Source organism: Diaphorobacter oryzae DSM 22780 (assembly GCF_059568935.1).
This window is the reverse complement of record NZ_JCANUL010000013.1, coordinates 86663-112683: the sequence shown is the minus strand read 5'-3', so window position 1 is coordinate 112683 and position 26021 is coordinate 86663. Positions and strand designations below refer to the sequence as shown.

Sequence of the window (26021 nt, the reverse complement as noted above, 5' to 3'; positions counted from 1 at the left end):
GAAAATGGCAAAAGGTAAGTTTGAGCGTACCAAGCCCCACGTGAACGTGGGCACGATCGGTCACGTGGACCATGGCAAGACGACGCTGACGGCGGCCATCGCCACGGTGCTGTCCAAGAAGTTCGGCGGCGAAGCCAAGGGCTACGACCAGATCGACAACGCCCCCGAAGAAAAGGCGCGTGGCATCACGATCAACACCTCGCACGTGGAATACGAAACGTCCACTCGCCACTACGCCCACGTGGACTGCCCCGGCCACGCCGACTACGTCAAGAACATGATCACCGGTGCCGCCCAGATGGACGGCGCCATCCTGGTGTGCTCGGCCGCTGACGGCCCGATGCCCCAGACCCGCGAGCACATCCTGCTGGCCCGCCAGGTGGGCGTGCCCTACATCATCGTGTTCCTGAACAAGTGCGACATGGTGGACGACGAGGAACTGCTGGAACTCGTCGAAATGGAAGTGCGCGAACTGCTGGACAAGTACGACTTCCCCGGCGACGACACCCCCATCATCCGCGGCTCGGCCAAGCTGGCCCTGGAAGGCGACCAGTCCGACAAGGGCGAGCCCGCCATCCTGCGCCTGGCTGAGGCACTGGACACCTACATCCCGACGCCCGAGCGCGCCGTGGACGGCGCCTTCCTGATGCCCGTGGAAGACGTGTTCTCCATCTCCGGCCGCGGTACCGTGGTGACCGGCCGCGTCGAGCGCGGCATCATCAAGGTCGGCGAAGAAATCGAAATCGTCGGCATCCGCGACACGCAAAAGACCACCTGCACGGGCGTGGAAATGTTCCGCAAGCTGCTGGACCAGGGCCAGGCTGGCGACAACGTCGGTCTGCTGCTGCGCGGCACCAAGCGCGAAGACGTCGAGCGTGGCCAAGTGCTGTGCAAGCCCGGCTCCATCAAGCCCCACACCCACTTCACGGCTGAGGTGTACGTGCTGAGCAAGGACGAAGGCGGCCGCCACACGCCCTTCTTCAACAACTACCGCCCCCAGTTCTACTTCCGCACCACCGACGTGACCGGCTCCATCGAGCTGCCGGCCGACAAGGAAATGGTGATGCCTGGTGATAACGTGTCGATCACCGTCAAGCTGATCAACCCCATCGCCATGGAAGAAGGCCTGCGCTTCGCCATCCGCGAAGGTGGCCGCACCGTGGGCGCCGGCGTCGTTGCCAAGATCATTGCGTAATCCTCGCAACCACTGAAGGAATACACAATGTCCAAGCAAAAGATCCGCATCCGCCTCAAGGCTTTCGATTACAAGCTGATCGACCAGTCTGCCGCCGAGATCGTCGACACCGCCAAGCGCACCGGCGCCATCGTCAAGGGCCCCGTGCCCCTGCCGACGCGCATGAAGCGCTTTGACATCCTGCGTTCGCCGCACGTCAACAAGACCAGCCGCGACCAGCTGGAAATCCGTACGCACCAGCGCCTGATGGACATCGTCGATCCCACGGACAAGACGGTGGACGCCCTGATGAAGCTGGACCTGCCGGCCGGCGTGGACGTCGAGATCAAGCTGCAGTAATTCTTCACGGCTGCTTGAGCGACGGCGCGGCCCCCTGAGGGCCGTGCCTCCAGCGCGGACTTGCTTGAAAAAGCAGTCCGCGTTATACTTTGCGGCTTCGCGTTTTTGCGTCCGAATTTCGGCTGCGGCGCGGAGTTTTATCAACCTTCTTTCGCGCACATTGGTGCAAGCCGCCGAGGCAGGCGCCCGTCGTGCAAACGCTCCGGCCAATTGAAGTCGGAGCGGCGGAAGTTTTGGAGAACAACCAATGAGTCTGAGCAACTCCCTCGGGTTGCTGGGCCGCAAGGTGGGCATGATGCGTCTGTTCACCGATGACGGGGACGCAGTGCCCGTCACGGTGGTGGATGTGTCCAACAACCGCGTGACCCAGGTGAAAACCCAAGAGAACGATGGCTACGTGTCCCTGCAGGTCACGTTCGGTTCGCGCAAGGCATCGCGCGTGACCAAGCCCGAAGCCGGTCACCTCGCCAAGGCGGGTGTCGAAGCCGGTGAAATCATCCGTGAATTCCGCGTGACCGCTGAAACCGCCGGCAAGTACGCCGCTGGTGCCGCCGTCCCCGTGACGGATGTGTTCAGCGTGGGCCAGAAGGTCGATGTGCAGGGCACTTCGATCGGTAAAGGCTTCGCCGGCACGATCAAGCGCCACAACTTCGGTTCGCAGCGCGCTTCCCACGGTAACAGCCGCTCGCACAACGTTCCTGGCTCCATCTCGATGGCGCAGGATCCGGGCCGCGTGTTCCCCGGCAAGAAGATGACGGGTCACCTGGGTGATGTCACCGTCACGACGCAAAACCTCGACGTGGTTCGCATCGACGAAGCACGCCAACTGCTCTTGATCAAGGGCGCTGTTCCGGGCTCCAAGGGTGGCTTCGTGACGGTGCGTCCCGCCATCAAGGCAACAGCTTCCAAAGGAGCGAACTAATGCAGCTCGAACTCCTGAATGAACAAGGCCAGGCCGCCTCGAAGGTGGACGTGCCCGAGACCGTGTTCGACCGCCAGTACAACGAAGACCTGATCCATCAGATCGTCGTCGCCTACCAGGCCAATGCCCGCCAAGGCACGCGCGCCCAGAAGGACCGTGAGCAGGTCAAGCACTCGACCAAGAAGCCCTTCAAGCAAAAGGGCACCGGCAATGCACGCGCCGGTATGACTTCCTCGCCGCTGTGGCGTGGGGGTGGTCGCATCTTCCCGAATCTGCCCGAAGAAAACTTCTCGCAGAAGATCAACAAGAAGATGTACCGCGCTGGCATGGCTTCCATCCTGTCGCAGCTGGCCCGCGAAGGCCGCTTGGCCGTGGTGGACTCGCTCAAGCTCGAAAGCCCGAAGACCAAGGTCCTGGCCGACAAGTTCAAGGCCATGAACCTGCAATCGGTGATGGTGATCGCCGATGAAGTCGACGAAAACCTGTACCTCGCCTCGCGCAACCTGAAGAACGTGTTCGTCGTCGAGCCGCGTTATGCAGATCCCGTGTCGCTGGTCCACTACAAGAAAGTGCTCGTCACCAAGGGCGCGATCGACAAACTCAAGGAGATGTTCGCATGAGCACGCTCAAGTTTGACGAAGGTCGTCTGATGCAAGTGTTGGTCGCTCCCATCGTGTCCGAGAAGGCCACCATGGTTGCCGAGAAGTCCAACGCTGTGACGTTCAAGGTGCTGCAGAACGCTACCAAGCCCGAGATCAAGGCCGCCGTGGAACTGATGTTCAAGGTGGAAGTGAAGGGCGTTTCTGTGGTGAACACCAAAGGCAAGACCAAGCGCTTTGGCAAGACCATGGGCCGCCGCGACAACGTGCGCAAGGCCTATGTGCTGCTGAAGGAAGGTCAAGAGCTGAACCTGTCCGGGGAGGCTGCGTAAACCATGGCTGTTATCAAGCTCAAACCCACGACTCCCGGCCAACGCGGCACGGTGAAGATCTCGCGCGATCACCTGCACAAGGGTGCAGCATTCGCGGGTCTGCTGGAGCCTCAGTTCCAGAAGGCTGGCCGTAACAACAACGGTCACATCACCACCCGTCACAAGGGCGGTGGCCACAAGCACCACTATCGCGTGGTGGACTTCCGTCGCAACAAGGACGCCATCCCCGCCAAGGTGGAGCGCATCGAGTACGACCCGAACCGCACGGCCCACATCGCCCTGGTGTGCTATGCCGACGGCGAGCGTCGCTACATCATCGCCCCGCGCAACCTGGAAGTGGGTGCAACGATCGTCAGCGGTTCCGAGGCTCCGATCCGCGTGGGCAACACCCTGCCGATCCGCAACATCCCCGTGGGTTCGACCATCCACTGCATCGAGCTCAAGGCCGGTGCCGGTGCCCAGATCGCCCGTTCGGCGGGTACGTCGGCCACGCTGCTGGCCCGCGAAGGCGTGTACGCCCAGGTGCGTATGCGTTCCGGCGAAGTGCGCAAGATCCATATCGAGTGCCGCGCCACCATCGGTGAAGTCGCCAACGAAGAGCACAGCCTGCGCCAACTGGGCAAGGCCGGTGTGAAGCGCTGGATGGGTATCCGCCCGACCGTTCGCGGCGTTGCCATGAACCCGATCGACCACCCGCACGGTGGTGGTGAAGGTCGTACCGGTGAAGGTCGTCACGCTGTTGACCCATGGGGCAACCTGACGAAGGGCTACCGTACCCGTAACAACAAGCGCACACAGACCATGATCGTGTCGCGCCGCAAGAAGTAAGGGGTAGCAAATGACTCGTTCTCTCAAAAAGGGTCCGTTTGTTGACCATCACTTGCTGGCCAAGGTCGAAAAGGCCATCGCCACCAAGGACAAGAAGCCAGTCAAGACCTGGTCGCGTCGCTCCATGGTTCTGCCCGAGTTCATCGGTCTGACCATTGCCGTGCACAACGGCAAGCAGCACGTGCCGGTTTATGTCACCGACCAGATGGTGGGCCACAAGCTGGGCGAATTCGCCCTGACGCGCACCTTCAAGGGTCACCCCGCGGACAAAAAAGTCCAGAAGAAGTAAGGAACGACCATGTCTGAAACACGTGCAGTCCTCCGGGGCGTCCGTCTGTCGGTCGACAAGGGTCGCCTGGTCGCTGACTTGATCCGTGGCAAGAAAGTGGATCAGGCCCTGAACATCCTGGCCTTCACGCAGAAAAAAGCTGCCGTGATCGTCAAGAAGGTTCTGGAGTCTGCCATTGCCAATGCCGAGCACAACGACGGCGCCGATATCGACGACCTGAAGGTCAAGACCATCTTCGTCGAGCAAGGCACCACGCTCAAGCGTTTCACCGCGCGCGCCAAGGGCCGCGGCAACCGCATCAGCAAGCCCACCTGCCACATCTACGTGACCGTGGGTAACTGAGGCCTAAAGGAAGAATATGGGACAGAAAATCCATCCTACCGGCTTCCGCCTTGCTGTGAGCCGCAACTGGGCCAGCCGCTGGTACGCAAGCAACCGTGACTTCGCCGGCATGCTGGCCGAAGACATCAAGGTGCGCGAGTACCTGAAGGCCAAGCTCAAGAACGCCGCCGTGTCGCGCATCCTGATCGAGCGTCCTGCCAAGAACGCCCGCATCACGATCTACTCGGCACGTCCGGGCGTGGTGATCGGCAAGAAGGGCGAGGACATCGAGAACCTGAAGAAGGAACTCGCTACCCGCCTGGGCGTGCCGGTCGCTGTGAACATCGAAGAAGTGCGCAAGCCCGAAATCGATGCCAAGCTGATCGCTGACTCGATCACCCAGCAGCTCGAAAAGCGCATCATGTTCCGTCGCGCCATGAAGCGCGCGATGCAGAACGCCATGCGTCTGGGTGCCCAGGGCATCAAGATCATGTCCTCGGGCCGTCTGAACGGCATCGAAATCGCCCGTACCGAGTGGTACCGCGAAGGCCGTGTGCCACTGCACACGCTGCGCGCCGACATCGACTACGGCACCTCCGAAGCCAAGACCACCTACGGTGTGATCGGCGTGAAGGTATGGGTCTACAAGGGTGACACGCTGGGCCGCAACGACCTGCCTGCCGTCGAGACGCCGCGTCCCGACGAAGAGCGCCGTCCCCGTGGTCCCCGTCGCGATGGCCGTCCTGGCGACCGCGCCGGTGCAGGCCGTGGCGGCCGCCGCCCGATGGGTGGCAATGCCGCTCCCGCCGATGGCAGCGACAAGCCCGCTGGTGCCGGTGGCACCGACGCAACCGCCGTTAAGCGCGTTCGCAAGACTGACGCGCCCGCTACAGCAGCGGACGGCAAAGGAGAATAAACATGCTGCAACCTGCTCGCCGCAAGTTCCGTAAGGAGCAAAAAGGCCGCAACACCGGCATTGCCACGCGTGGCAACTCGGTGGCTTTCGGTGACTTCGGTCTGAAGTGCACGGACCGTGGCCGTCTGACGGCCCGCCAGATCGAGGCCGCACGTCGTGCGATCTCCCGTCACGTCAAGCGTGGCGGCCGCATCTGGATCCGCGTGTTCCCCGACAAGCCGATCTCCACCAAGCCCGCCGAAGTGCGTATGGGTAACGGCAAGGGCAACCCCGAGTACTACGTGGCCGAGATCCAGCCCGGCAAGGTGGTGTTCGAGATCGTTGGCGTGCCCGAAGAACTGGCCCGCGAAGCGTTTCGCCTGGCTGCCGCCAAGCTGCCGCTGCGCACCACGTTCGTTGCCCGTCAGATTGGCGCCTAAGGAGAAATCAACATGACGAAAGCTGCTGAACTCCGCCAAAAGGACGTGGCCGGCCTGGAAGCCGAAATCAAGTCGCTGCAAAAGGCCCATTTCGGCCTGCGCATGCAGAAAGCCACGCAACAACTGGGCAACACCGCGACGATCAAGGCCACGCGCCGCGACATCGCACGTGCCAAGACCATCCTTGCTGAAAAGCAAGCCGCCAAGTAAGGAGCCGACATGACGGAAGCTAAAACATCCCTCAAGCGCACCTTGATTGGCAAGGTGGTCAGCGACAAGCGTACCAAGACCGTGACCGTGCTGGTCGAGCGTCGCGTGAAGCACCCCATCTACGACAAGATCATGATCAAGTCGAGCAAGTACCACGCCCACGACGAAAAGGGCGAGTACAAGATGGGCGACACCATCGAGATCACGGAAAGCCGTCCGCTTTCCAAGACCAAGAACTGGGTCGCTACGCGCCTGGTGCAAAAGGCCGCACTGGTCTAAGCCTTCGCAGACCTGCTGTCTGCATGGCATTGAGAAACGACCCACAATGTGGGTCGTTTTTCTTTTGGGGCGCCGTTTGCGGCGGCCCCGTGTGACCACCTCTCAAGCAAGGAGATTCTCATGATCCAAGTCGGCGACCAACTGCCCGCCATCACCCTGATGGAATACTCGGAAGTCGAAGGCAATGGCTGCAGCATCGGCCCCAATCCGGTGGAGGTGCAAAAGGCCGCCGCGGGCAAGACCATCGCGCTGTTCGCCGTTCCCGGCGCCTTCACGCCCACCTGCTCGGCCAAGCATGTGCCGGGCTACGTGGAGCAGGCCGACGCGCTCAAGGCCGCCGGCGTGGAAGAGATCTGGTGCCTGTCGGTGAACGACGCCTTCGTGATGGGCGCCTGGGCGCGTGACCAGAAGACGGGCACCAAGGTGCGCATGCTGGCCGACGGCGACGCCGCCTTCGCCAAGGCCACGGGCCTGACGCTGGACCTGAACGGCAAGGGACTGGGCCTGCGCAGCAACCGCTACTCCATGCTGGTCAAGGACGGCAAGGTCGCCACGCTGAACGTGGAGGCACCGGGCAAGTTCGAGGTCAGCGACGCCGCCACGATGCTGGCGCAGGCCGCCGCCTGAATCGGCTGACGCCCAGGGTGCCCCGGGCATCCTGGCGCGCTCGGCATGACACAACGCCGCACGGCCTCAAGGCCCGTGCGGCGTTTTTGCTATCCAATTAATAGCTGTTCGCGCTTTCTGGATGGGCCCTTGCGGCCTGAAACACCCCAAGCGCACTAGAAGATGTCGGCCTTCAGGTAGTGCGAGCCCGGAATGGGGTTGTGGTAGTAGGGCGGGATTTCCTCGAAGCCCAGTTCGGAATACAGGGCGCGGGCGGACTCCATGCCGTCCAGCGTGTCCAGCAGCACGCAGTCGTAGCCGGCCTGGCGGGCCGCGTCGAGCATGGCCTCGGCCAACTGGCGGCCCAGGCCGAAGCCGCGGAAGGCCTTGCGCACGTACAGCCGCTTCATCTCGCAGGCGTTGGGGTAGTCCGTCGTGTCCAACGGCCGCATGGCGCAGCAGCCGGCGATGCTGCCCGCCACCTCGGCCAGCAGGATATGGCCGCGCGGCGGCGCGTATTCGCCCGGCAGGGACGCCAGTTCGGTGGAGAAGTTCTGGAATGACAGATCCACATCCAGGCTGTCGGCGTATTCCTGGAAGATGTCGCGCACCACGTCCATCTCGTGGGGCAGGGCGGGACTCAGCAGCGTAATGGGTGGGGGATGGTCCACTGGGAAAGAGCGCTCAGGCAGTGAAACGTGCGGGCCAGTGTAGCCGCTGGACCGCGCGGGCTCAGAAAGCCCCCAGGCGGGAGACCCACCAGGCGAGTGCGGCGCTCAGGGCCGCCACCACGGCGGCGCGGGTGCGGCTGGCGCCATCGTCGCGGGATGCGGGCGTGTGGCGGGGCAGTTGCTTGTCGCCGTGCAGCATGGCGCGCACCAGGGCGCGCCGGCGCACCAGCACATAGAACAGAATGGCCAGCAGGTGCAGGGCCACGAGCCCATAGAGCAGGTACTGCCCCACGTCCTTGTGGTACCAGGTGGCCAGGCCGACCCAGTCGCCGGGAACGAAGCGCGTGAGCGGCCCGAAGAAGGCGATCTCGTCGTCGCTCATCAGGCCGCTACCCACCTGGGCCAGCAGGGTGGCCAGCAGGGCGAACACCGACAGCGCGCCGAGCGGCGAGTGGCCCACGCCGTCGCGGGCCTCGTCGCCGCGCCCGCGCAGGTAGCGCCACAGGCGCCCGGGCGAATACAGGAAGCTGGCAAAACGCGACCAGTGCCCGCCCACCAGACCCCACACCAGGCGGAACGCCAGCAGCGCCAGCATGGCATAGCCCAGGCGCAGATGCCATTCCATGGCGTTGCCGCCCAGCTTGGCGGTGACCACCAGGGCCAGGGTGGTCGCCGCGAGTGACCAGTGAAACAGGCGGGTGGGGAGATCCCAAACGCGTACCGTGTGCTGCATCGTGTGCCGAAGGGGGAGGGAAGGACGGGCTTATTGTGCACAGATGGCACGCCGCGCGCGGCGTGGCAATTCCGAGCAAAGGCCTGGCGCTTGCCGCAGCCCCGTCACCCTGTGGCACGATACTACCCGCCGGCCTGCTACCTGGCAGGGCCGCTACCCCACTCTTTCTTCCCACAACAAGGTGCATTTCATGCGATTCAAAGCCATCGCTCTCGTTGCGGCCGCCTCGGCGGCCACGCTGCTGTCGTTGCCCGCAGCGGCCCAGTTCGCCAAGTCCGAAGACGCCATCGAATACCGCCAGGGCGCGCTGTTCGTGATCGGCCAGCATTTCTCGCGCCTGGGTGCCATGGCCAACGGCCGCGTGCAGTTCGACGCCAAGGCCGCGCAGGACAACGCCGACGTGGTGGCCTCCCTCGCGGCACTGCCCTGGGCCGGCTTTGGCCCGGGCACCGACAAGGGCGCGCCCCACAAGGCCAAGCCCGGCGTGTGGAGCGAGCATGCCAAGTTCACCGAGCATGCCGAGAAGTTCCAGGCCGAGGCCGTCAAGCTGGCCGCCGCCGCCAAGACCGGCAACCTGGACAACCTGAAGGCCGCCTTCGGCCCCGCGGCCAATTCCTGCAAGGCCTGCCACGACGCCTACCGTGCCCGCTGATCGGCTATTAATTTAATAGCTATTGGCGCTTGATGGATAAGCGCAAAAGGCCGATTTCATTCAAGAAATCGGCCTTTTTTGCGTGTGGGGAAGGTGGGGGAGGGTGCTTGCTCAGGCCTCGGCCAGCAGCCGCTCGATGAGCTTGTGCAGCTCGCCGAAGTCGGGGGCACCCACGTAGCTCTTCACGATCTCGCCGCGCTTGTTGACGATGAAGGTCGAGGGCGTGAGCTTCACGTCGCCCCAGGCCTTGGCCACGGCGCCGGTGTTGTCGATGGCCACCTTGAACGGCAGCTGGCGCGTCTCGGTGAAGTTCACCACGTAGCTGGGCGGGTCGTAGCTCATGGCCACGGCCAGCGTCTCGAAGCCCTGGCCCTTGTACTTGTTGTAGGTGGCGACGATCTCGGGCATCTCGGCCACGCAGGTGGTGCAGCTCGTGGCCCAGAAGTTCACCAGCGTCACTTTGCCCTTGAGATCCGCCGTGGTCTGCTGCGAGCCGTCGAGCAGCACGAAGGTGGACTGCGGCGCCGCCGAGGTGCCCGATTCCAGCACCACCACCGCGGCCACGGCGGCACCTACCGCCACCGCGCCCGCTATCAGCCAGTTCTTGATTCGCATACCCAGATTCCTCGTCATGGCGCGCTCGCGCCCCGTTCGCGTCCGATTGTGCCGCAGGGGCATGGGGCCCCCGTCTGCATGGGATTGCGCGGCCGCCCGGAAAGTTCGCCGGCGCCGTGCATCGCGGCCCGGGGATTGATATAGCGCAGATCGCGGCGAATCGGCCGTGGCCGGGCTGAGGGAATGCGCCAGCAGCGCGGCGCGGCGGTGCTTGGAATAATCGCCGCCATGTCACGCCCATCCACCGGCCCGCAGCGGGCCGCACGCACCGTCCTGGCCGCCAGCGCGCTGATGCTGGCCGCCTGCGCCCCGGCGCTGAACTGGCGCAGCGTCTCCCTGCCCGACGCGGGCCTGACGCTGACCCTGCCCTGCAAGCCCGAACACGCCGCCCGCCCCGTGGACCTGGGGGCGGGCAGGGTGGATCTGGCCATGGTGGGCTGCACGGCGGATGGCGCGACCTTCGCCGTCTCGCACATGCTGCTGGCCGAGCCGGCCCAGGCCGGCGCCACGCTGGCCCGCTGGCGCGGCGCCGTGCTGGCCGGCATGCAGGCCAGCATGCAGGCCGAGTCGCAGGGGGCAGACGCCATGGGCGGCGCGGCCTTCGTTCCCGCGCGTGCCCTGGCCCTGCCGCAGTCGCTGCGCGTGGTGGCGCGCGGGCGCGGCCCGGACGGTGCGGCGGTGGTGGCCCATGCCGTGTGGTTCGCACGCCTGGAGGGCGCGCAGGCGCGGCTGTACCACGCCGTGGTCTACGCGCCCCAGGAGCGCACGGACGCGGCCGACGCCTTCTTCGCCGGCCTGGCGCTGCAGCCATGAGCGTGCTGTCCCGGCGCACGGCCGTGGCCGTCTTCCTGGCCTTTGCCTTCACCTACTTCATCTCGGCGCTGCTGCGTGCCATCACCGCGACGCTGGCGCCCACGCTGGAGGTGGAGTTCAGCCTGCAGGCGCGCGACCTGGGCCTGCTCGCCGGCGGATACTTCCTGGGCTTTTCGCTGACCCAGCTGCCCCTGGGCCAATGGCTGGACCGTTACGGCCCGCGCGCCGTGCTGCTGGGCTTTCTGGGCGTGGCCGTGGCCGGCTGCCTGGTGTTCTCGCTGGCCACGGGCTTCACGGGCCTGCTGCTGGGACGCATGCTGTGCGGCGCGGGCGTGAGCGCCTGCCTGATGGCGCCGCTCACCGGCTTTCGGCGCTGGCTGGAGCCCGGTGCGCAACTGCGCGCCAACTCGTGGATGCTGATGACCGGCTCGCTGGGCATGGTGGCCTCCACCCTGCCCGTGCAGTGGCTGCTGCCGGTGGCCGGCTGGCGCCCGCTGTTCTGGGGTCTGGCCGTGCTCATCGTGCTGGCCATGGCGGTGCTAGCGCTGCGCGTGCCGGCCTGGGCGCATTCCGGTGGCGCTGCGGGCGGGCGCGGCGACGCGGGCTATGGCCAGGTGTGGCGCCACCCATACTTCCAGCGCATGGCGCCGCTGGGCTTCTTTTGCTACGGCGGCATGGTGGCGGTGCAGACGCTGTGGGCCGCGCCGTGGATGCAGCATGTGGCCGGCTACACGCCCCTGCAGGCGGCCACGGGCCTGTTCTGGATCAACGTGAGCATGCTCTGCACGTTCTGGGCCTGGGGCATGGTCAGCCCCTGGCTGCTGCGCCGCACTGGCGGGGCCAACCCGGTCATCGCGGCGGGCATGCCGCTGTCGCTGGTGGTGCTGACGGCCATCGTGCTGGCGGGCGAGCGCGCGGGGGGCGCGGCCTGGGCGCTGTACTGCGTGTCCTGCACCTGCGTGGCGCTGTCGCAGCCGGCCGTGGCGCTGGCCTTTCCGCAGGCGCTGGCCGGGCGCGCGCTGTCGGCCTACAACCTGGTGATCTTCGCCGGCGTGTTCGCCGTGCAATGGGGCATAGGCCTGGCGGTGGACGCGTTCACCGCGGCCGGCCTGGGCATGGTGGCGGCCTACCGGGCGGCGCTGGGCCTGCATCTGGCATGCACCGTCGGCGCCTATGCCTGGTTCATGGCGCGGCGCGGGCAGGGCCATAATGCAGAGCATTCCAGCGAGCCATGAATACGCGCCTTCTCATCATTGCCCACGCCCCCCTGGCCCACGCGCTGCGCGCCTGCGCGCTGCACGTATTTCCCGACTGCGCGGATGACGTGCTGACCCTGGACGTGCACCCCGCCGAGCCGCCCGAGGACACCCTGGCCGTCGCCCGCGCGCTGCTCGCGCAGCAGGACGCGGCGCCCGTGCTGGTGCTGACCGACGTGTTCGGCGCCACGCCGTGCAACGTGGCGCAGCGCCTGGTGGACGGCGTGCAGTCCCGCCTCATCGCCGGTGTGAACCTGCCCATGCTGCTGCGGGCGGTGAGCTACCGCGGCGAGCCGCTCGACGCCCTGGCCGCGCGCGCCCTGGCGGGGGGCACGCAGGGCGTGATGCCGGTTGCCGTGACCGCGCCGCAGAACCAGATCCGACGTGCCTCCCATGATCAAGAACACCATCACCATCAGCAATAAGCTGGGCCTGCATGCCCGCGCCTCGGCCAAGCTCACCAAGCTCGCGGGCAGTTTTCCGTGCGATGTCTGGATGAGCAAGGGCGAGCGCCGCATCAACGCCAAGAGCATCATGGGCGTGATGATGCTGGCCGCGGGCCTGGGCTCGGAGGTCGAGATCGAGACCGCGGGCACGCAGGAGCAGGAGGCCATGGATGCGCTGCTGGCGCTCATCGATGGCAAGTTCGGCGAGGGCGAGTGACAACCGGTTGAGGCGCGCATGACCTTCTCCATCCACGGTCTGGCAGTCGCACGCGGCATTGCCATCGGGCGGGCGGTGCTCGCGGCGTCCAGCCGCATGGAGGTGGTGCATTATTTCATCGAGCCCGACCAGGTCGAGGCCGAGATCCTGCGCGTGCGCAGGGGCCGCAATGCCGTGACCGAGGAGCTGCAGCGCCTGCAGGCCGACATGCCGGCGGATGCGCCGCACGAGCTGGCGGCGCTGCTGGACGTGCACATCATGCTGCTGCAGGACGAGATGCTGGTCAACGGCGTCAAGCACTGGATCACCGACCGCCTCTACAACGCCGAGTGGGCGCTGACCACGCAGCTGGAGATCATCAGCCGCCAGTTCGACGAGATGGAGGACGACTACCTGCGCGAGCGCAAGGCCGACCTCGAGCAGGTGGTGGAGCGCATCCTGCGCCACATGAAGGGCGTGGCCGGTCCCGTGGCGCCTCCGCCCTGCGGCCCGCGGCGCCAGGCCGAGGCCGGCGCGGAGGCCGAGTTCCTGCTGGGCGACGGCGCCGACGTGCCGCTGGTGCTGGTGGCGCACGACCTGTCGCCGGCCGACATGCTGCAGTTCAAGCAAAGCGTGTTCGCCGGCTTCGTGACCGGCGTGGGCGGCAAGACCAGCCACACGGCCATCGTGGCGCGCAGCATGGACATCCCCGCCGTCGTCGGCGCGCGCGGTGCCAGCCAGCTCGTGCGCCAGGACGACTGGGTCATCATCGACGGCGACGCGGGCGTGGTCATCGTCGACCCCTCGCCCATCATCCTGGCCGAATACGGCTTTCGCCAGCGCCAGATCGCGCTGGAGCGCGAGCGCCTCACGCGGCTGCGCCACACGCCGGCCGTCACGCTGGACGCCCAGGCCATCGAGCTGCTGGCCAACATCGAACAGCCCGGCGACGCCGCCGCGGCCCTGCGCGCGGGCGCGGCGGGCGTGGGCCTGTTCCGCAGCGAATTCCTGTTCATGGGGCGCGGCGGCCGGCTGCCCGACGAGGAGGAGCAGTACGGCGCCTACCGCGCGGCCGTGGAGGGCATGCAGGGCCTGCCCGTGACCATCCGCACGGTGGACGTGGGCGCCGACAAGCCGCTGGACAAGGCCCACAAGGACAGCTCGCTCAACCCCGCCCTGGGCCTGCGGGCCATCCGTTGGAGCCTGGCCGACCCGGCCATGTTCCGCACCCAGCTGCGCGCCGTGCTGCGCGCGGCTGCGCACGGGCCGGTGCGGCTGCTGTTTCCCATGCTGGCCCACGCGAGCGAGATCCGCCAGACGCTGGCCCAGGTGGACCTGGCGCGCGCCGAGCTCGACGCGCGCGGCGCGGCCTACGGCCCGGTGCAGCTGGGCGCCATGATCGAGGTACCGGCCGCGGCGCTCACCGTGCGCCTGTTCCTGCGCTACTTCGACTTCCTGTCGATCGGCACCAACGACCTGATCCAGTACGCGCTGGCCATCGACCGCGCCGACGAGGCCGTGGCCCACCTGTACGACCCGCTGCACCCGGCGGTGCTGCAGCTCGTGGCCGACGTGATCGCCGAAGGCGCCCGCCAGGGCAAGAGCGTGAGCGTGTGCGGCGAGATGGCCGGCGACGTGACCGTGACCCGGCTGCTGCTGGGCCTGGGCCTGCGCAGCTTCTCCATGCAGCCGGCGCAGATCCTGGCCGTGAAGCAGGAGGTGCTGCGCGCGGACGTGCGCAAGCTGGCCGACTGGGCGCAGCAGGTGCTGGCCGCGGACGACCCGGGCACCTGCCTGGCCGCGCCCTGATACCGTTGTTTGCTATTAAATATATAGCTGTTTGCGCTTGATGGTAGGGCGCCGGAGGCCGATTTGGCATTGAACCGCCGGCCTCGTACCCCGGCGCCCGCCGTTCAGGCCAGGGCCTCGGCCGGGCCGAAGAACTCGTAGTGCACCTGGCTGTCGGGCACGCCCAGGGCCTTCAGCGACTGCTTGACCGTGCGCATGAAGGGGCGCGGCCCCAGAAAGTACACGTCGGCATCGCGCGACGCGGGCAGCCATTCGCCCAGGCGCTGCGCCGTCAGGTGGCCCTCGGCATCCACGGCGTCGCCGGCCTCGGCGCGGTCGTAGCAGTAGTAGCGCGTGAGCTGCGGGTGCTGCTCGGCCAGCTGGTCGATGCGCTCGCGGAAGGCGTGCACGGCGCGTTCGCGCGCGCAGTGGATGAACACCACGGGGCGCTGCGTGGGCAGGGCCGCGGCCAGCATGGGCAGCGTGGGGGTGATGCCCACGCCGCCGCTGATCAGCACCAGCGGCCGGTCGCCGTCCTGGAGCGTGAAATGGCCGGCCGGCGGAAAGACCTGGAGCCGGTCGCCCGCCTGGACCCGGTCGTGCAGGAAGTTCGAGGCCTTGCCGCCGGGCTCGCGCTTGACGCTGATGCGCAGGCTGCGGCCGTTGGCCGGCGCCGACAGCGAATAGTTGCGCCGCTGCTCCTCGCCGTCGATGCCCAGCCGCAGGCCGATGTACTGGCCCGGCTGGTGCGCGACCACGGCGCCGCCGTCGGCCGGCACCAGGTAGAACGAGGTGATCTCGGCGCTCTCGGCCACCTTCTTCTCGACCACGAAGGCGCGCTCGCCGCGCCAGCCGCCCTCGGCAGCGGCATTGGCGTCGTAGGCCTGGGCCTCGGCTGTGATCAGGATGTCGGCCAGCTGCTGGTAGGCCGCGCCCCAGGCGGCCAGCACCTCGTCGGTGGCGGTCTCGGCGCCCAGCACCTCGCGAATGGCGCGCAGCAGGCAGCTGCCGACGATGGGGTAGTGCTCGGGCTGCACCTGCAGCGCCACATGCTTGTTGACGATCTGAGCGGGCAGGTGGCCCAGGTTCTCCAGGCGGTCGATGTGCCTGGCGTACATCAGCACGCTATGGGCCAGCGCGCGCGGCTGGGCGCCGCTGTGCTGGTGGGCGGAGTTGAACAGGGGGCGCACCTCGGGGTGCTCGCCCAGCATGGTTTGGTAGAAATGGTTGATCAGCGCTTCACCGCCGGCCTCCAGCAGGGGGACGGTGGATTGGACAAGGGCGCGTTGGCGATCGGTCAGCACGTGGGCAACTCCTGGGACGACGAACAAAGGGATCAGGCGGCGGCAATGGCCGGCCTGCACGGCTTGGCGCAAGCGCCGTGCCAGCCGCGATGCCCTTGTGCGACAAGGGTTTGGCGATCCATGCGTCAATATGACTTCCGTCAATTCGCGTCGAATGGACGGCTTTTGCAGTCCCAATGACAACGTCCGCCGTATTGCATGCCCTGACCCCCCTGGTGGCCGACCTGGCCCAGGAACTGCCCGAGCGCGAGCGCCTGCGCCGCCTGCTGGCCGCGTTGCGCGCCGTGCTGCCGGCCGATGCGGCGGCGCTGCTGCGGCTGGAGGACGGGGAGTGGCTGCGCCCCCTGGCCATCGACGGCCTGGTGCCCGACGCGCTGGGGCGGCGCTTTCGTATCGCCGAGCATCCGCGCTTCGCCCAACTCCTGGCCGCCGGCCAGGCCATGCGCTTTGCGCCCGACAGCCCGCTGCCCGACCCCTACGACGGCCTGATCGCCGAGCCCCATGGGCCGCTGGAGGTCCATGACTGCATGGGCTGCGTGCTACAGGTGGGCGGCGTGCCCTGGGGCCTGCTGACGCTGGATGCGCTGGACGCCGGGCGTTTTGCCGACGCCGCATCGCTGGCGGCGCTGCAGGCCTTCAGCAATCTCGCCGCAGCCACGGTCACCACGGCCGAGCGGCTGCGCCAGCTGGCCCGCGCACCGCAGCCGATGCCGCCGGGCGTGGCGCAGGCGGCGGGCACGGAGGCGCCGCGCCCGCTGCTGGGCCACAGCCCGGCCATGCGCCGGCTGCAGGCCGACATCGCCCTGGTCGCCGCCAGCGATCTCAGCGTGCTCATCACGGGCGAGACCGGCGTGGGCAAGGAGCTGGTGGCCCAGGCCGTGCATGCGCGCTCGGCGCGCGCCGGCCGGCCGCTGGTCAGCATCAACTGCGCCGCGCTGCCCGACAACCTGGTGGAAAGCGAGCTGTTCGGCCATGTGCGCGGCGCCTTCACCGGCGCGGTGGCCGACCGGCGTGGCAAGTTCGAGCAGGCGCACCTGGGGACGCTGTTCCTGGACGAGGTGGGGGAGCTGTCGCTGCCCGTGCAGGCCAAGCTGCTGCGCGTGCTGCAAAGCGGGCAGCTGCAGCGCCTGGGCTCGGACCGCGAGCACCGCGTGAACGTGCGCGTGATCGCCGCCACCAACCGCGACCTGGCGGCCGAGGTGGACGCGGGCCGCATGCGCGCCGACTTCTTTCACCGCCTGAGCGTGTACCCGCTGCAAGTGCCGCCGCTGCGCGAGCGCGACAGCGACGTGCTGCTGTTGGCCGGCTTCTTCCTGGAGGAAAACCGCTCGCGCCTGGACCTGGGCGCCCTGCGCCTGGATGCCGCGGCCCAGTCGGCGTTGCTGGCCCAGCCCTGGCGCGGCAATGTGCGCGAGCTGGAGCACCTGCTCAGCCGTGGCGTGCTGCGCGCCCTGAGCCGCGCGCCGCAGGCCCTGCCGGGCCGCAGCAACGTCCGCCCGCGCATGGTGACGCTGGGCGTTGCGGATCTGTGGGAGGGCATGCCCGAAGGGCGTGCTGCGCATTCCATGGCGCCCCCGGCAGTGGCGCTGCCCGCCGCGCCGGATGCGGATGGTTGGGAGTTGCGGGCTGCCGTGCAGGACTATGAGCGCAGGCTGGTCAGCGCATGCCTGCAGCGCCACGGCTGGCGCTGGGCCGCGGCCGCGCGCGAACTGCAGATGGACCGCGCCAACCTGCAGCGCCTGGCGCGCCGGCTGGGGCTGGAGCCGCCGCGCTGAGCGCGGCAAATTGGACGAGTGGACTGCGCACCTGGTCCGATAGGCAGTCCTCGCCCCCGGGGCGACTCATACAGCGGGCTTCGGGGCCGATCAATGAACCGAGTTTCCACTCATCACCGCGTTCAGTTTGTCGGTGTCCGCTCTTTTCGGCCAGCAAAGTAGTTAGCGAGCTCTCGCATCGCATCCTGGCTTAAAGGTTCGGCCATGGCATTCATCACTGTGTCATTCCGTTCTTTGCTTTTGAAGGCCTGAAGCTGCTTCACAAGGTACTCAACCTTTTGCCCAGCGAGGTTGGGATAGAGACCAACGGCACTGATGCCGTCAATACCATGACACGACGCACAAAGCGGCAGCACTGCAGAAACGGCAGGTGACAACTTGTCGGGGTTGCCACCATCAACAAGCTGATGCGCACCTCCACTCGCATAGGCGCACGTCAGAGTCACCGAGAGCGCCATGCCGAGAATGGTCTGAATAGATGTTTTCATAGATATCTTCTCCTTTCAGAACTTGCGCGTTTCCGGTAGACCAATGGATAGCCAGCGCGTGCGAGCACGCGAGAAGATGCCTGATGGACTTTCCATCTTGTGCTCTGCCACCAACTTGAGCGTCTTGCTGTCGTATATCTTTAGACGGTCGCCCCAGTACCCGGAGCTGACGTACAAGTAGTCACCTGTGCGGTTGTAGTTGGGGAAGAACGAATGCCCGCCCACATCCAGCGTCTTGACGACCTCGAGGGTTTCCTTGTCGATGAACTGAATCCACGCTGCGCGCTTGTCCTTATCGATGATGTCCACAGCGACGTAGGGCGCATTGGGATGTGCCGCGGGAGATTCTGTTGCGCCGGCCACCGCAATCTGCTTCACCACCGAAAAGTCCTTGGTGTCCCATACCGTGACCACGGAGCCTTTCTTGCATGTGCCCGAATTCGTGCCAAATGCAAGGAAACGTCCCTTTATCTCTGTGACTGAACCTGCGCCCAGATGAGGTTGGCAGCCAGCTGGGATGTCGCGCACAACCTTGTCTTCCTTCAGGTCGATGGCGATGATCTTGTTGTCGTCGTATGAGGCCACCATGGAGTGCCGACCATCTGGAGCCAGAAAGGTGTCGTGCAGCATTCGCCCCACTTTTGTGAGCTTCGTGACCGGCATACCGGGCTTATCCGGGTCGATGATCCAGATCTGCCCCGCTTGTCGAAGCGTGAGAGCGAACTTATTGTTTATCCTGCTCCCAATCACTGGGCCTCCGGCGGATTTGACAAACTTCCCATCGGGGTCCTCTCCTTCGAGTTCCAAGTACTTTGCTGGCTCGAGCGTTTCCGCATTCAAGATAGCAACAGCCTTTGGAACAAAAGAGCTAATGGCGAGCCATTTCCCGTCGTTAGACACAGCGATGCCTGGGCCAGTCAACCCTGCCTTGGCCTTGCGCACAATCTGCAGCGTATACAGGTCGATCTTGTAGACCATCCCATCGTCACTCTTGAGCCAAGCCCACCGTTCGGCAACCGGGCTGAAATCCATGATGTGAGGAGCCACCGGCGTGGCGATTTCTCCTACCACTTTGTTTCGTTTCCCATCCAGGAAGACAGTGCGAGCATTGTTGTCGCCATCACCTCTGCCATATCGTCCGCGAGCCATCACCGCCATCAGGTCGTAGACGGTATCGATTTCGTAATCGGGCTTGCTTGGCAACTTCGACTCGTCGACCAGGACCTCAACACTGGCCCGGATTTGCTCCAGACCCCACTTCAGGTCGGACGCGGAGTTCCTTTTGATCAGGCGCGATAGCTCCCTTATTTCTTCGTCAGAAAGCCTCCCGACGAAAGGAGGCATCAATGTGTCTGGTATCCCCGTCATGATGGTGCCCCGCAAAGCAACTTCACTCTGTACCAGACGGTCTTTGGTGAGTGCTGGTGCGATGTACCCCCCACGATCAGCGCCATGGCAAACGGCACAGTTTTGCTGAAATAGCTCGTCGGCCTTGAGATACGCATCGTTGGTCACGCCCCAAGCGGTCGCCGCCGGTATGAGGAGCATGGCCACACTCAGTAGTCTGTATTGCATATTGGTTCTCCCGATTGATTCATGCCGTTCTCTGGCATTCGCACTTTGTCAGCAGGAGTGAGCAAGTCCAAGTGACGGGAGGCGAGCGCTTGATGGGTACGGGCAACCTGCCTTTTTTGACACAGGACAAAAAAATAATTGATCCATGCCGTTAGTGTTTGCGCATGTGTCGCAAGGTTCACGCGCGGCGCTCGTAAAGCAACTGAACTTCCAATCTGTGGCAACTGCTGATGTTCTCGCTTCCACTCACATTGTCAAAGGTCGATGGACGGCCCTTAAAGCATCAGATTGCGGAACAAATTGGGATGCTCATTCGTACTGGCCGACTATCTGAGGGCGGACAGCTGCCGGCAGTGGCCCGCATGGCGACTCTCCTCGGTGTCTCCAAAAACACCATCTTGGGTGCCTACGAGTGCCTTGCGGACCTGCGCCTCGTCGAGAGCCAACCGAACCGGGGCCATTTCGTCACGCACCATCGCTCGCGCTTGGTGGACGATGGGCTTGCAGAAAGCCTTTTCCCGAACGCACCGGCTTTCGGGGGTGCCGTCAGTGTGGCTAGGTCCAGCGGCGTTTGCGCCGATGTGCTTCGGGAACCACTGAGATTTGACTTCCGAGTGGGAAGGCCGTCCGTAGATGCCTTTCCGCAAAAACAGTTCATCAGACTTTCGAACCAGTTGCTCAGAGATAGCGGAGGAGCAATGGCGGAGTACGTACCAGCGGCCGGTCTGTGGGGGTTGCGAGTTCAGGTTGCGGATTACCTTGCGTCAGCGAAGGCACTGAAGGTCGAGCCAGACCAGGTGCTCATCACAGCCGGAAGCCAAGAAGCGCTGAGCTTGATCTGCTCTCACTTCCTCGACGCCCACGCCACCGCGGTTTTCGAGTCGCCTTGCTACGCCGGGTTTCGTAATCTGGTTCAACGACACGGGGCACGTCCGGTTCCGGTCCGCATTGATTCGGATGGCATCCGTACCCAAGAGCTCCCCAAAGGGCCTGCGAAGCTTGTCTATGTCACCCCCTCGCACCAGTATCCCCTTGGTCACACACTCAGCCATTCTAGGCGGGTGGAGCTACTCGGGTGGGCTGCGCGAGCCGGTGCCCTCGTTGTCGAGGACGACTACGACGGAGATTTCTGCTACGACACCGTGCTGCCGCGGCCATTGGCTGCAATCAGTCCGCACCAGGTTATCTACGTGGGCACCTTTTCGAAAACCCTTGGCCCTGCGCTTCGTCTGGGGTATATGGTTTGCCCTCCGTCACTGACGAATGACTTCGCGGCGCGCAAGGCACTCCTTAACAACGGAACGCCTTGGTTAAGCCAGGCGTTCATGGCCCGCTACCTAGACGGAAATAGCTTTGCACACCACCTGCAGTTCCTGCGTCGTCAATACCGAGGGCGGCGCGATGAGCTGCTGCAGGGGCTGAAGGCCGTCTGGCGAGGGGAAGGCACTGTCAGCGGTCATAACGCCGGGATGCATGTGGCATTCGAGTTACCTGCCCGCGGCCCCTGCGCTCACAGTATTGCTGCCGCGGCGCTCGGCCACGGTCTCCGGCTCTACCCGCTTTCCCATGCTGCCTCCATAGGGGAGGACGACCATGGTTCGCGTCACCTGCTCTTTGGCTACGCCTCGTTGACTCGGGACGAGATTGCGCGTGCGATGTCTCTTCTGGGCGCAGTTCATAGGGACGCTCAGCGAGCCCCACTGAGGCATTCAGATGCGCAAAGTCCGGTGGTAGCCAGTTGACACATCTCTCGTCTTCGCCCCTGCGACTGCATTTCTGGCATTTCGCTTGGATCTCTGACCGCTGACCACATACCCCATGAACTCATTCGATACCGCTACCAGGCCCAGCACAGCCACCACCATCTATGCCCGCTACGCGCTTTGGCACGCCATATCCCACAGGCTTGATATGAAGCCCGCGAGGGTGACCCCAGGCGACCTTGCACTTGGGGCTTTTCTCTCACTCGGATGCGCGTACGCACTTCTGTTCCATGCAGTTTCCATGGACGGCTACGAGAAGGCGATGCTGATCGCTGCCGTTCCCGCTCTCGCATGGCTTGGCTGGCTTTGGCGGCCGCTCAAGCTTCTCATCGCTTGTACCAGTGCGTCCGCGCTCCTTGGCGTGGGACTCTATGCCACTGACGGCGCACTCTCGCTGAGTGATATCAGCCGTGCCGAATCCGTCTTCCTATTGAAATACTTGCTTTCATCCCAGTCCGCAATTCTGTGGATGAGCTGCCTTTTTGTCCTCGGAACGGTTTCCTATTGGATAGGGCTGGTCAAGCCCGCCGTCGCCTGGCTGGGTACGGCGTTCACCTGGATCGGCGTATGGATCGGTTTGACCGGGCTATTAGTTCGGTGGCGTGAGGGGCATCTAATGGGGGCAGACATCGGTCACATTCCTGTCAGCAACCTGTACGAGGTCTTCGTGCTCTTGGCACTGATGACTGCTGTCCTCTACCTTTATTGCGAGTCGCGGTACCAAACGCGGACCCTTGGTGGCTTTGTGATGCCATTGGTCGTGTCAATGGTGGTTTTTTTGTTCTGGTACTCACTCTCTCGAGAAGGGCACCAGATACAGCCCTTAGTTCCCGCACTGAACAGCTGGTGGATGAAGCTGCATGTACCAGCAAACTTTGTTGGTTATGCGGCTTTTTACTTGGCAGGCATGGTCGGGTTTGCCTACTTGGTCAAGCTGTACGGCGACACGCGATCATGGAGGCCGCTGCTGCCGGTGTTCATCATCGGAGCCGCTCTCTGCGCCGAGCCTTTGATCTTCCAGTCTCGCCAATTCTCAGCAATATGGATGCTCTACTTCGGGATTGGAGCTTTGACCGTAGGAACGATTCTGGCCTTGCGCCGCCCCATCGCACGCCAACTGCGGTCGCTGGATGTGCTTGAGACCATCATGTATCGGTCGATTTCGCTTGGCTTTGCGTTCTTCACCGTGGCAACGGTACTCGGGGCTCTGTGGGCAGCAGATGCCTGGGGCGCGTATTGGCAATGGGACCCCAAGGAAACCTGGGCACTGATCGTTTGGCTGAACTACGCAGCATGGCTGCACATGCGGCTGGTCAAGGGCCTGAAGGGCAGGGTCGCCGCGTACTGGGCAATCGTCGGCGTGGTGGTGACCAGCTTTGCGTTTTTGGGAGTGAACATGTTTCTCTCTGGACTGCACTCCTACGGAAGTCTCTGATCTGCCTGGGTATGAAGACCCCCGCTGAGGCTTGTGCTTTAGCAGCCTGACCGACGCAGAAACCGCTGTGTTCGCATTCCCTGCTGGTAAACAGCCGATCCATGAACTCCTTGCCGTTGTATGGTCAGCAGCTTGTTGATCTTGATTGGATAGGCTTTGTGCAGTGCGTTCAGAAAGGCCTTTGCATTGGCCGCTGTCTTGTTGGTTTTGAACTGCACGAACCCAGCGTGTGGTCCGGCCGATGACCACAAACAGGTAGCACTGGCTGCTCTCGTCCTGCATCTGGGGCAGGTACTTCGCGTCCACGTGCACATAGCCTGGCTCGTAGCTCTTGAAGGCCTTGTGGGCCATGGCAGGCTCACAGGGCTTGAGGTCGTTGAGGTTGCCTGCGCCTATGTCGGCGCAGGCACCTGTCCAGGCCGGAGCGAGAGCAGCAGTCCTTTTCGCATCACTCCGAAATTTTCCTATTTACTCTGAATTGCTCATCTACTTCGAGTCATCGACTCAGACGCCGGCGGCGTGCGCCTGCTGGTCCGCGTGGTAGCTCGATCGCACCATCGCGCCCACGGCCGCGTGGGAAAAGCCCATCTTGTAGGCCTCTTGCTCGAACATCTTGAAGGTGTCCGGGTGCACGTAGCGGCGCACCGGCAGGTGGCTGTTGCTGGGTGCCAGGTACTGGCCGATAGTCAGCATGTCGATGTCGTGCGCGCGCATGTCGCGCATGACCTGCAGGATTTCCTCGTCGGTCTCGCCCAGGCCCACCATCAGGCCGCTCTTGGTCGGCACGTTTGGGTGCAGCGCCTTGAACTTCTTGAGCAGGTTCAGCGAGAACTGGTAGTCCGAGCCCGGACGCGCCTCCTTGTACAGGCGCGGAATGGTCTCGAGGTTGTGGTTCATCACGTCCGGCGGCGCGGCCTTGAGGATTTCGAGCGCGCGGTCGTCGCGGCCGCGGAAGTCGGGTACGAGGATCTCGATCTGCGTGAGGGGTGAGAGTTCGCGGGTGTGCTTGATGCACTCGACGAAATGGCCCGAGCCGCCGTCGCGCAGGTCGTCGCGGTCCACGCTGGTGATCACCACGTATTTCAGACGCAGTTGGGCGATGGTCTTGGCGAGGTTCAGCGGCTCGTCCTTGTCCAGCGGGTCGGGGCGGCCGTGGCCCACGTCGCAGAACGGGCAGCGGCGCGTGCACTTGTCGCCCATGATCATGAACGTGGCCGTGCCCTTGCCGAAGCATTCGCCGATGTTGGGGCAGGAGGCCTCCTCGCAGACCGTGTGCAGCTTGTTCTGGCGCAGGATGTCCTTGATCTCGTAGAAACGCGTGGTGGGGCTGCCGGCCTTCACGCGGATCCAGTCAGGCTTCTTGAGGATCTCGCCCTGCTCGACCTTGATGGGGATGCGCGCCAGCTTGGCAGCGGCCTTTTGCTTGGCCAGCGGGTTGTAGGCTTCGGTGGATTGCGCTTCGCGCACGACTTCTGGAGTGCTCATGGCTGCTGCTGAAGGTGGTCAGGGGGCGAGGCGGGTGGCGAGATGTTGGCTCAGCACCGCCGCGGCGTCATCCCATGTGGTGTGGACGCCGATTGTAGAAAGGTCCACCGTTTGCAGACCCGCGTAGCCGCAAGGGTTGATGCGGGAAAAGGGCTCCAGGTCCATGGCGACATTCAGCGCCACGCCGTGGTGGGTGCAGTGGCGCGTGACCTTGATGCCCAGGGCGGCGATCTTGCCCAGGCCGCTGAAATCCGGCTGCGGCGCCGCCGATCCCGGGACGCGCAGTTGGGGGCGCTGCGTCAGCATGCCGTGGCCGCGCGGGTCGTCCAGGCGCACGTAGATGCCCGGCGCGCCGGCCAGCCGGTGGCCCGTGACGCCGTAGTGGGCCAGCGTGCGGATCACGGCCTCTTCGATGCGGAAGACATATTCCTTGACGTAGTAGCCCGCGCGGCGCAGGTCGATGAGCGGGTAGGCCACGACCTGCCCGGGGCCGTGGTACGTGACCTGGCCGCCCCGGTTGGTGGGGAATACGGGAATGTCGCCGGGCGCCAGAATGTGATCGTTCTTGCCTGCTATGCCTTGTGTGTAAAGCGCTGAGTGCTCACATATCCATAGTGAGTCGGGTGTGTACTCGGTGCGCTCCTCCGTGAAGCGTTGCATGGCGACCACAGTGTCGCGGTAATCCGCGCGGCCCAGAATGCGCAGCTCCATGGCCGGCTGGCTCACAGTACGACCTTGACCATGGGGTGCGAGGACAGGGCGCGGTACAGGTCGTCCAACTGCTCGCGGCTGGTGGCCATGATGGTGATGGTCACGCCCAGGTAGTTGCCGGCGCGGCTGTCGCGCAGCTCGATGGTGGCGGCGTCAAAGGTGGGGTCGAAACGGTGCGCGACCTCGGTCACAGCATGCACGAAACCGTCCACCTTCGCGCCCATCACCTTGATGGGAAAGCGTGACGGGTATTCGATCAGAGAGTCCTTGCGAGGGTCTGCGGCAGGCGAAGTGGTGGACGTTGTCATATCGGATGTTTCTCGTTCATGCGGCGCCGCGAACCGGGTGGCGGCAGGGCTTGTCATACGCAGGCCGCAGTGAAGTTGCTATGCTGCGGGCGCGCCGCTTGCCGGTGAGGGCCGCAAGAGTCGCAATGATGCTCCTGCCGACCACAATCGTTGGCACATTGGCGCCGCCGCACCCCGGTTTCGTCCCTGGTCCCACGGCCATTGTGGATTAAGCGGGGTTTTTACTTATAATCAAGGGCTTTGTGAAAGTTCCGGTCTGTGGCGCAGGTGTCTTCCATCATGAAAACAACCGTCCCGGAGACTGAATCTGAGGTTGAAGATCCCGACTTCAAGCCCCTGACCTCGCAAGAGGCCGAAGAATGGCGCAAGCGCCATCCGGCTCAGTCGGTCTGGCGGATCGTCTGGAGCCAAGCCCTGGTGGGCGTGCTGGTCGCGCTGCTGGCTTGGCTGCTGGCAGGTTCGCAGGCAGCCTGGTCTGCGGGGTACGGTGCGTTGTCGGTTGTGCTGCCAGCGGCGTTGTTTGCGCGCGGCATGGCGCGCAGGCATTCATCGCCGGGGGCGGCGATGGCTGGGCTCTTCGGCTGGGAGTTGGTCAAGATTGCTTTGACCGTCGCCATGTTGGCGGCGGCGCCCCGGCTGATGCCGGGACTGAGTTGGCTAGCATTGCTGGTCGGCATGGTGGTAACGATGAAAACGTACTGGATTGCGCTCCTGGCGCGGCCCGGTGTTCGACGAACCGATTGATATTTGAG

The 26021-nt window shown here is 64.7% G+C and carries 32 protein-coding genes and 1 pseudogene; 23 read left to right on the top strand and 10 right to left on the bottom strand.

Annotated features, from left to right (window positions below):
* Nucleotides 1–4 precede the first annotated feature (4 nt).
* From tuf to BP68_RS17005, 13 genes are all read left to right on the top strand, one after another.
* Nucleotides 5–1195 carry an elongation factor Tu gene (gene tuf, locus BP68_RS17065; RefSeq protein ID WP_496371092.1) on the top strand — a complete coding sequence of 397 codons (1191 nt, stop codon included), beginning with the start codon at nucleotides 5–7 and terminating at the stop codon, nucleotides 1193–1195.
* Between the two features lie 27 nt (nucleotides 1196–1222).
* A complete protein-coding gene (gene rpsJ / locus BP68_RS17060) occupies nucleotides 1223–1534 on the top strand; it encodes a 30S ribosomal protein S10 (protein ID WP_005796953.1) in 312 nt (103 codons plus the stop codon).
* Nucleotides 1535–1781: 247 nt separating this feature from the next.
* Entirely contained in the window at nucleotides 1782–2456 is a 675-nt protein-coding gene (rplC, locus tag BP68_RS17055; protein WP_496373958.1) for a 50S ribosomal protein L3, read from the top strand.
* A complete protein-coding gene (gene rplD / locus BP68_RS17050; RefSeq protein WP_496373956.1) occupies nucleotides 2456–3076 on the top strand; it encodes a 50S ribosomal protein L4 in 621 nt (206 codons plus the stop codon). Before rplC ends, rplD begins: the two co-directional genes overlap by 1 nt.
* Nucleotides 3073–3387, top strand: coding sequence for a 50S ribosomal protein L23 (gene rplW, locus BP68_RS17045; protein ID WP_011803744.1), 315 nt, complete (start codon nucleotides 3073–3075; stop codon nucleotides 3385–3387). The genes rplD and rplW overlap by 4 nt, the downstream gene beginning before the upstream one ends.
* A 3-nt stretch (nucleotides 3388–3390) precedes the next feature.
* The gene (gene rplB, locus BP68_RS17040; protein ID WP_496373954.1) at nucleotides 3391–4215 is read left to right on the top strand and encodes a 50S ribosomal protein L2; all 825 of its coding nucleotides are present in this window, start codon (nucleotides 3391–3393) and stop codon (nucleotides 4213–4215) included.
* Nucleotides 4216–4225: 10 nt separating this feature from the next.
* Nucleotides 4226–4504, top strand: coding sequence for a 30S ribosomal protein S19 (gene rpsS, locus BP68_RS17035; RefSeq protein WP_024813777.1), 279 nt, complete (start codon nucleotides 4226–4228; stop codon nucleotides 4502–4504).
* A gap of 9 nt (nucleotides 4505–4513) precedes the next feature.
* Complete coding sequence (gene rplV / locus BP68_RS17030; RefSeq protein ID WP_011803747.1) at nucleotides 4514–4846, top strand: 50S ribosomal protein L22; 333 nt, start codon at nucleotides 4514–4516, stop codon at nucleotides 4844–4846.
* A gap of 16 nt (nucleotides 4847–4862) precedes the next feature.
* Nucleotides 4863–5741, top strand: a complete 879-nt coding sequence (gene rpsC, locus BP68_RS17025; RefSeq protein WP_496373950.1) for a 30S ribosomal protein S3 — start codon at nucleotides 4863–4865, stop codon at nucleotides 5739–5741.
* Nucleotides 5742–5743: 2 nt separating this feature from the next.
* Complete coding sequence (rplP, locus tag BP68_RS17020) at nucleotides 5744–6160, top strand: 50S ribosomal protein L16 (RefSeq protein WP_013517326.1); 417 nt, start codon at nucleotides 5744–5746, stop codon at nucleotides 6158–6160.
* Between the two features lie 12 nt (nucleotides 6161–6172).
* Entirely contained in the window at nucleotides 6173–6370 is a 198-nt protein-coding gene (rpmC, locus tag BP68_RS17015; RefSeq protein ID WP_496373948.1) for a 50S ribosomal protein L29, read from the top strand.
* Nucleotides 6371–6379: 9 nt separating this feature from the next.
* Nucleotides 6380–6649, top strand: a complete 270-nt coding sequence (rpsQ, locus tag BP68_RS17010; protein ID WP_496373946.1) for a 30S ribosomal protein S17 — start codon at nucleotides 6380–6382, stop codon at nucleotides 6647–6649.
* A 120-nt stretch (nucleotides 6650–6769) separates the two neighbouring features.
* Nucleotides 6770–7276 carry a peroxiredoxin gene (locus tag BP68_RS17005; protein ID WP_496373944.1) on the top strand — a complete coding sequence of 169 codons (507 nt, stop codon included), beginning with the start codon at nucleotides 6770–6772 and terminating at the stop codon, nucleotides 7274–7276.
* Between the two features lie 155 nt (nucleotides 7277–7431).
* On the opposite strand, the gene BP68_RS17000 is transcribed toward BP68_RS17005, so the two are convergent.
* Both BP68_RS17000 and BP68_RS16995 read right to left on the bottom strand, forming a co-directional pair.
* Nucleotides 7432–7875: a GNAT family N-acetyltransferase gene (locus BP68_RS17000; RefSeq protein WP_496373965.1), complete on the bottom strand. Its 444-nt coding sequence runs from the start codon at nucleotides 7873–7875 to the stop codon at nucleotides 7432–7434.
* A 112-nt stretch (nucleotides 7876–7987) separates the two neighbouring features.
* Nucleotides 7988–8659, bottom strand: coding sequence for a cytochrome b/b6 domain-containing protein (locus BP68_RS16995; RefSeq protein WP_496373942.1), 672 nt, complete (start codon nucleotides 8657–8659; stop codon nucleotides 7988–7990).
* A 190-nt stretch (nucleotides 8660–8849) separates the two neighbouring features.
* Between BP68_RS16995 and BP68_RS16990 the strand changes: the two genes are divergently transcribed.
* Nucleotides 8850–9311: a c-type cytochrome gene (locus BP68_RS16990; protein WP_496373940.1), complete on the top strand. Its 462-nt coding sequence runs from the start codon at nucleotides 8850–8852 to the stop codon at nucleotides 9309–9311.
* Between the two features lie 111 nt (nucleotides 9312–9422).
* Here the strand turns inward: BP68_RS16990 and BP68_RS16985 are convergent, their stop codons facing one another.
* On the bottom strand, nucleotides 9423–9926 hold the full coding sequence (locus BP68_RS16985) for a TlpA disulfide reductase family protein (RefSeq protein ID WP_496373938.1): 504 nt from the start codon (nucleotides 9924–9926) through the stop codon (nucleotides 9423–9425).
* A 228-nt stretch (nucleotides 9927–10154) separates the two neighbouring features.
* Here BP68_RS16985 and BP68_RS16980 point away from each other — a divergent pair, with 228 nt between their 5' ends.
* From BP68_RS16980 to ptsP, 5 genes are read left to right on the top strand one after another with little or no spacing between them, the layout of a single operon-like run.
* Nucleotides 10155–10739, top strand: coding sequence for a hypothetical protein (locus tag BP68_RS16980; RefSeq protein WP_496373936.1), 585 nt, complete (start codon nucleotides 10155–10157; stop codon nucleotides 10737–10739).
* On the top strand, nucleotides 10736–11974 hold the full coding sequence (locus BP68_RS16975; RefSeq protein WP_496373934.1) for an MFS transporter: 1239 nt from the start codon (nucleotides 10736–10738) through the stop codon (nucleotides 11972–11974). Before BP68_RS16980 ends, BP68_RS16975 begins: the two co-directional genes overlap by 4 nt.
* Nucleotides 11971–12420 carry a PTS sugar transporter subunit IIA gene (locus tag BP68_RS16970; RefSeq protein WP_496373932.1) on the top strand — a complete coding sequence of 150 codons (450 nt, stop codon included), beginning with the start codon at nucleotides 11971–11973 and terminating at the stop codon, nucleotides 12418–12420. Before BP68_RS16975 ends, BP68_RS16970 begins: the two co-directional genes overlap by 4 nt.
* Nucleotides 12389–12658, top strand: a complete 270-nt coding sequence (locus tag BP68_RS16965; RefSeq protein WP_496373931.1) for an HPr family phosphocarrier protein — start codon at nucleotides 12389–12391, stop codon at nucleotides 12656–12658. Before BP68_RS16970 ends, BP68_RS16965 begins: the two co-directional genes overlap by 32 nt.
* A gap of 18 nt (nucleotides 12659–12676) precedes the next feature.
* On the top strand, nucleotides 12677–14446 hold the full coding sequence (gene ptsP, locus BP68_RS16960; RefSeq protein WP_496373930.1) for a phosphoenolpyruvate--protein phosphotransferase: 1770 nt from the start codon (nucleotides 12677–12679) through the stop codon (nucleotides 14444–14446).
* A 104-nt stretch (nucleotides 14447–14550) separates the two neighbouring features.
* Here the strand turns inward: ptsP and hmpA are convergent, their stop codons facing one another.
* The gene (hmpA, locus tag BP68_RS16955) at nucleotides 14551–15729 is read right to left on the bottom strand and encodes an NO-inducible flavohemoprotein (protein ID WP_496373929.1); all 1179 of its coding nucleotides are present in this window, start codon (nucleotides 15727–15729) and stop codon (nucleotides 14551–14553) included.
* A 176-nt stretch (nucleotides 15730–15905) separates the two neighbouring features.
* Here hmpA and norR point away from each other — a divergent pair, with 176 nt between their 5' ends.
* Nucleotides 15906–17504 (top strand): nitric oxide reductase transcriptional regulator NorR, encoded by a 1599-nt coding sequence (gene norR / locus BP68_RS16950; protein WP_496373927.1) that lies wholly within the window; start codon nucleotides 15906–15908, stop codon nucleotides 17502–17504.
* Nucleotides 17505–17626: 122 nt separating this feature from the next.
* On the opposite strand, the gene BP68_RS16945 is transcribed toward norR, so the two are convergent.
* Complete coding sequence (locus tag BP68_RS16945) at nucleotides 17627–17992, bottom strand: c-type cytochrome (protein WP_496373925.1); 366 nt, start codon at nucleotides 17990–17992, stop codon at nucleotides 17627–17629.
* Nucleotides 17993–18007: 15 nt separating this feature from the next.
* Complete coding sequence (locus BP68_RS16940) at nucleotides 18008–19540, bottom strand: cytochrome D1 domain-containing protein (RefSeq protein ID WP_496373923.1); 1533 nt, start codon at nucleotides 19538–19540, stop codon at nucleotides 18008–18010.
* A gap of 257 nt (nucleotides 19541–19797) precedes the next feature.
* Between BP68_RS16940 and pdxR the strand changes: the two genes are divergently transcribed.
* Both pdxR and ccsB read left to right on the top strand, forming a co-directional pair.
* Nucleotides 19798–21309: a MocR-like pyridoxine biosynthesis transcription factor PdxR gene (pdxR, locus tag BP68_RS16935; RefSeq protein ID WP_496373921.1), complete on the top strand. Its 1512-nt coding sequence runs from the start codon at nucleotides 19798–19800 to the stop codon at nucleotides 21307–21309.
* A 169-nt stretch (nucleotides 21310–21478) separates the two neighbouring features.
* Nucleotides 21479–22765: a c-type cytochrome biogenesis protein CcsB gene (gene ccsB, locus BP68_RS16930; RefSeq protein ID WP_496373963.1), complete on the top strand. Its 1287-nt coding sequence runs from the start codon at nucleotides 21479–21481 to the stop codon at nucleotides 22763–22765.
* Nucleotides 22766–22826: 61 nt separating this feature from the next.
* On the opposite strand, the pseudogene BP68_RS16925 reads toward ccsB, so the two are convergent.
* From BP68_RS16925 to BP68_RS16910, 4 genes and pseudogenes are all read right to left on the bottom strand, one after another.
* A pseudogene (locus BP68_RS16925) lies at nucleotides 22827–23195 on the bottom strand (transposase family protein); the annotation flags it as partial.
* Between the two features lie 74 nt (nucleotides 23196–23269).
* Nucleotides 23270–24250, bottom strand: a complete 981-nt coding sequence (lipA, locus tag BP68_RS16920; protein WP_496373919.1) for a lipoyl synthase — start codon at nucleotides 24248–24250, stop codon at nucleotides 23270–23272.
* A gap of 18 nt (nucleotides 24251–24268) precedes the next feature.
* A complete protein-coding gene (lipB, locus tag BP68_RS16915) occupies nucleotides 24269–24961 on the bottom strand; it encodes a lipoyl(octanoyl) transferase LipB (RefSeq protein ID WP_496373917.1) in 693 nt (230 codons plus the stop codon).
* Between the two features lie 11 nt (nucleotides 24962–24972).
* Entirely contained in the window at nucleotides 24973–25269 is a 297-nt protein-coding gene (locus tag BP68_RS16910) for a YbeD family protein (RefSeq protein ID WP_496373915.1), read from the bottom strand.
* Between the two features lie 279 nt (nucleotides 25270–25548).
* Between BP68_RS16910 and BP68_RS16905 the strand changes: the two genes are divergently transcribed.
* Complete coding sequence (locus tag BP68_RS16905; RefSeq protein ID WP_496373913.1) at nucleotides 25549–26013, top strand: ATP synthase subunit I; 465 nt, start codon at nucleotides 25549–25551, stop codon at nucleotides 26011–26013.
* Nucleotides 26014–26021: the final 8 nt, after the last annotated feature.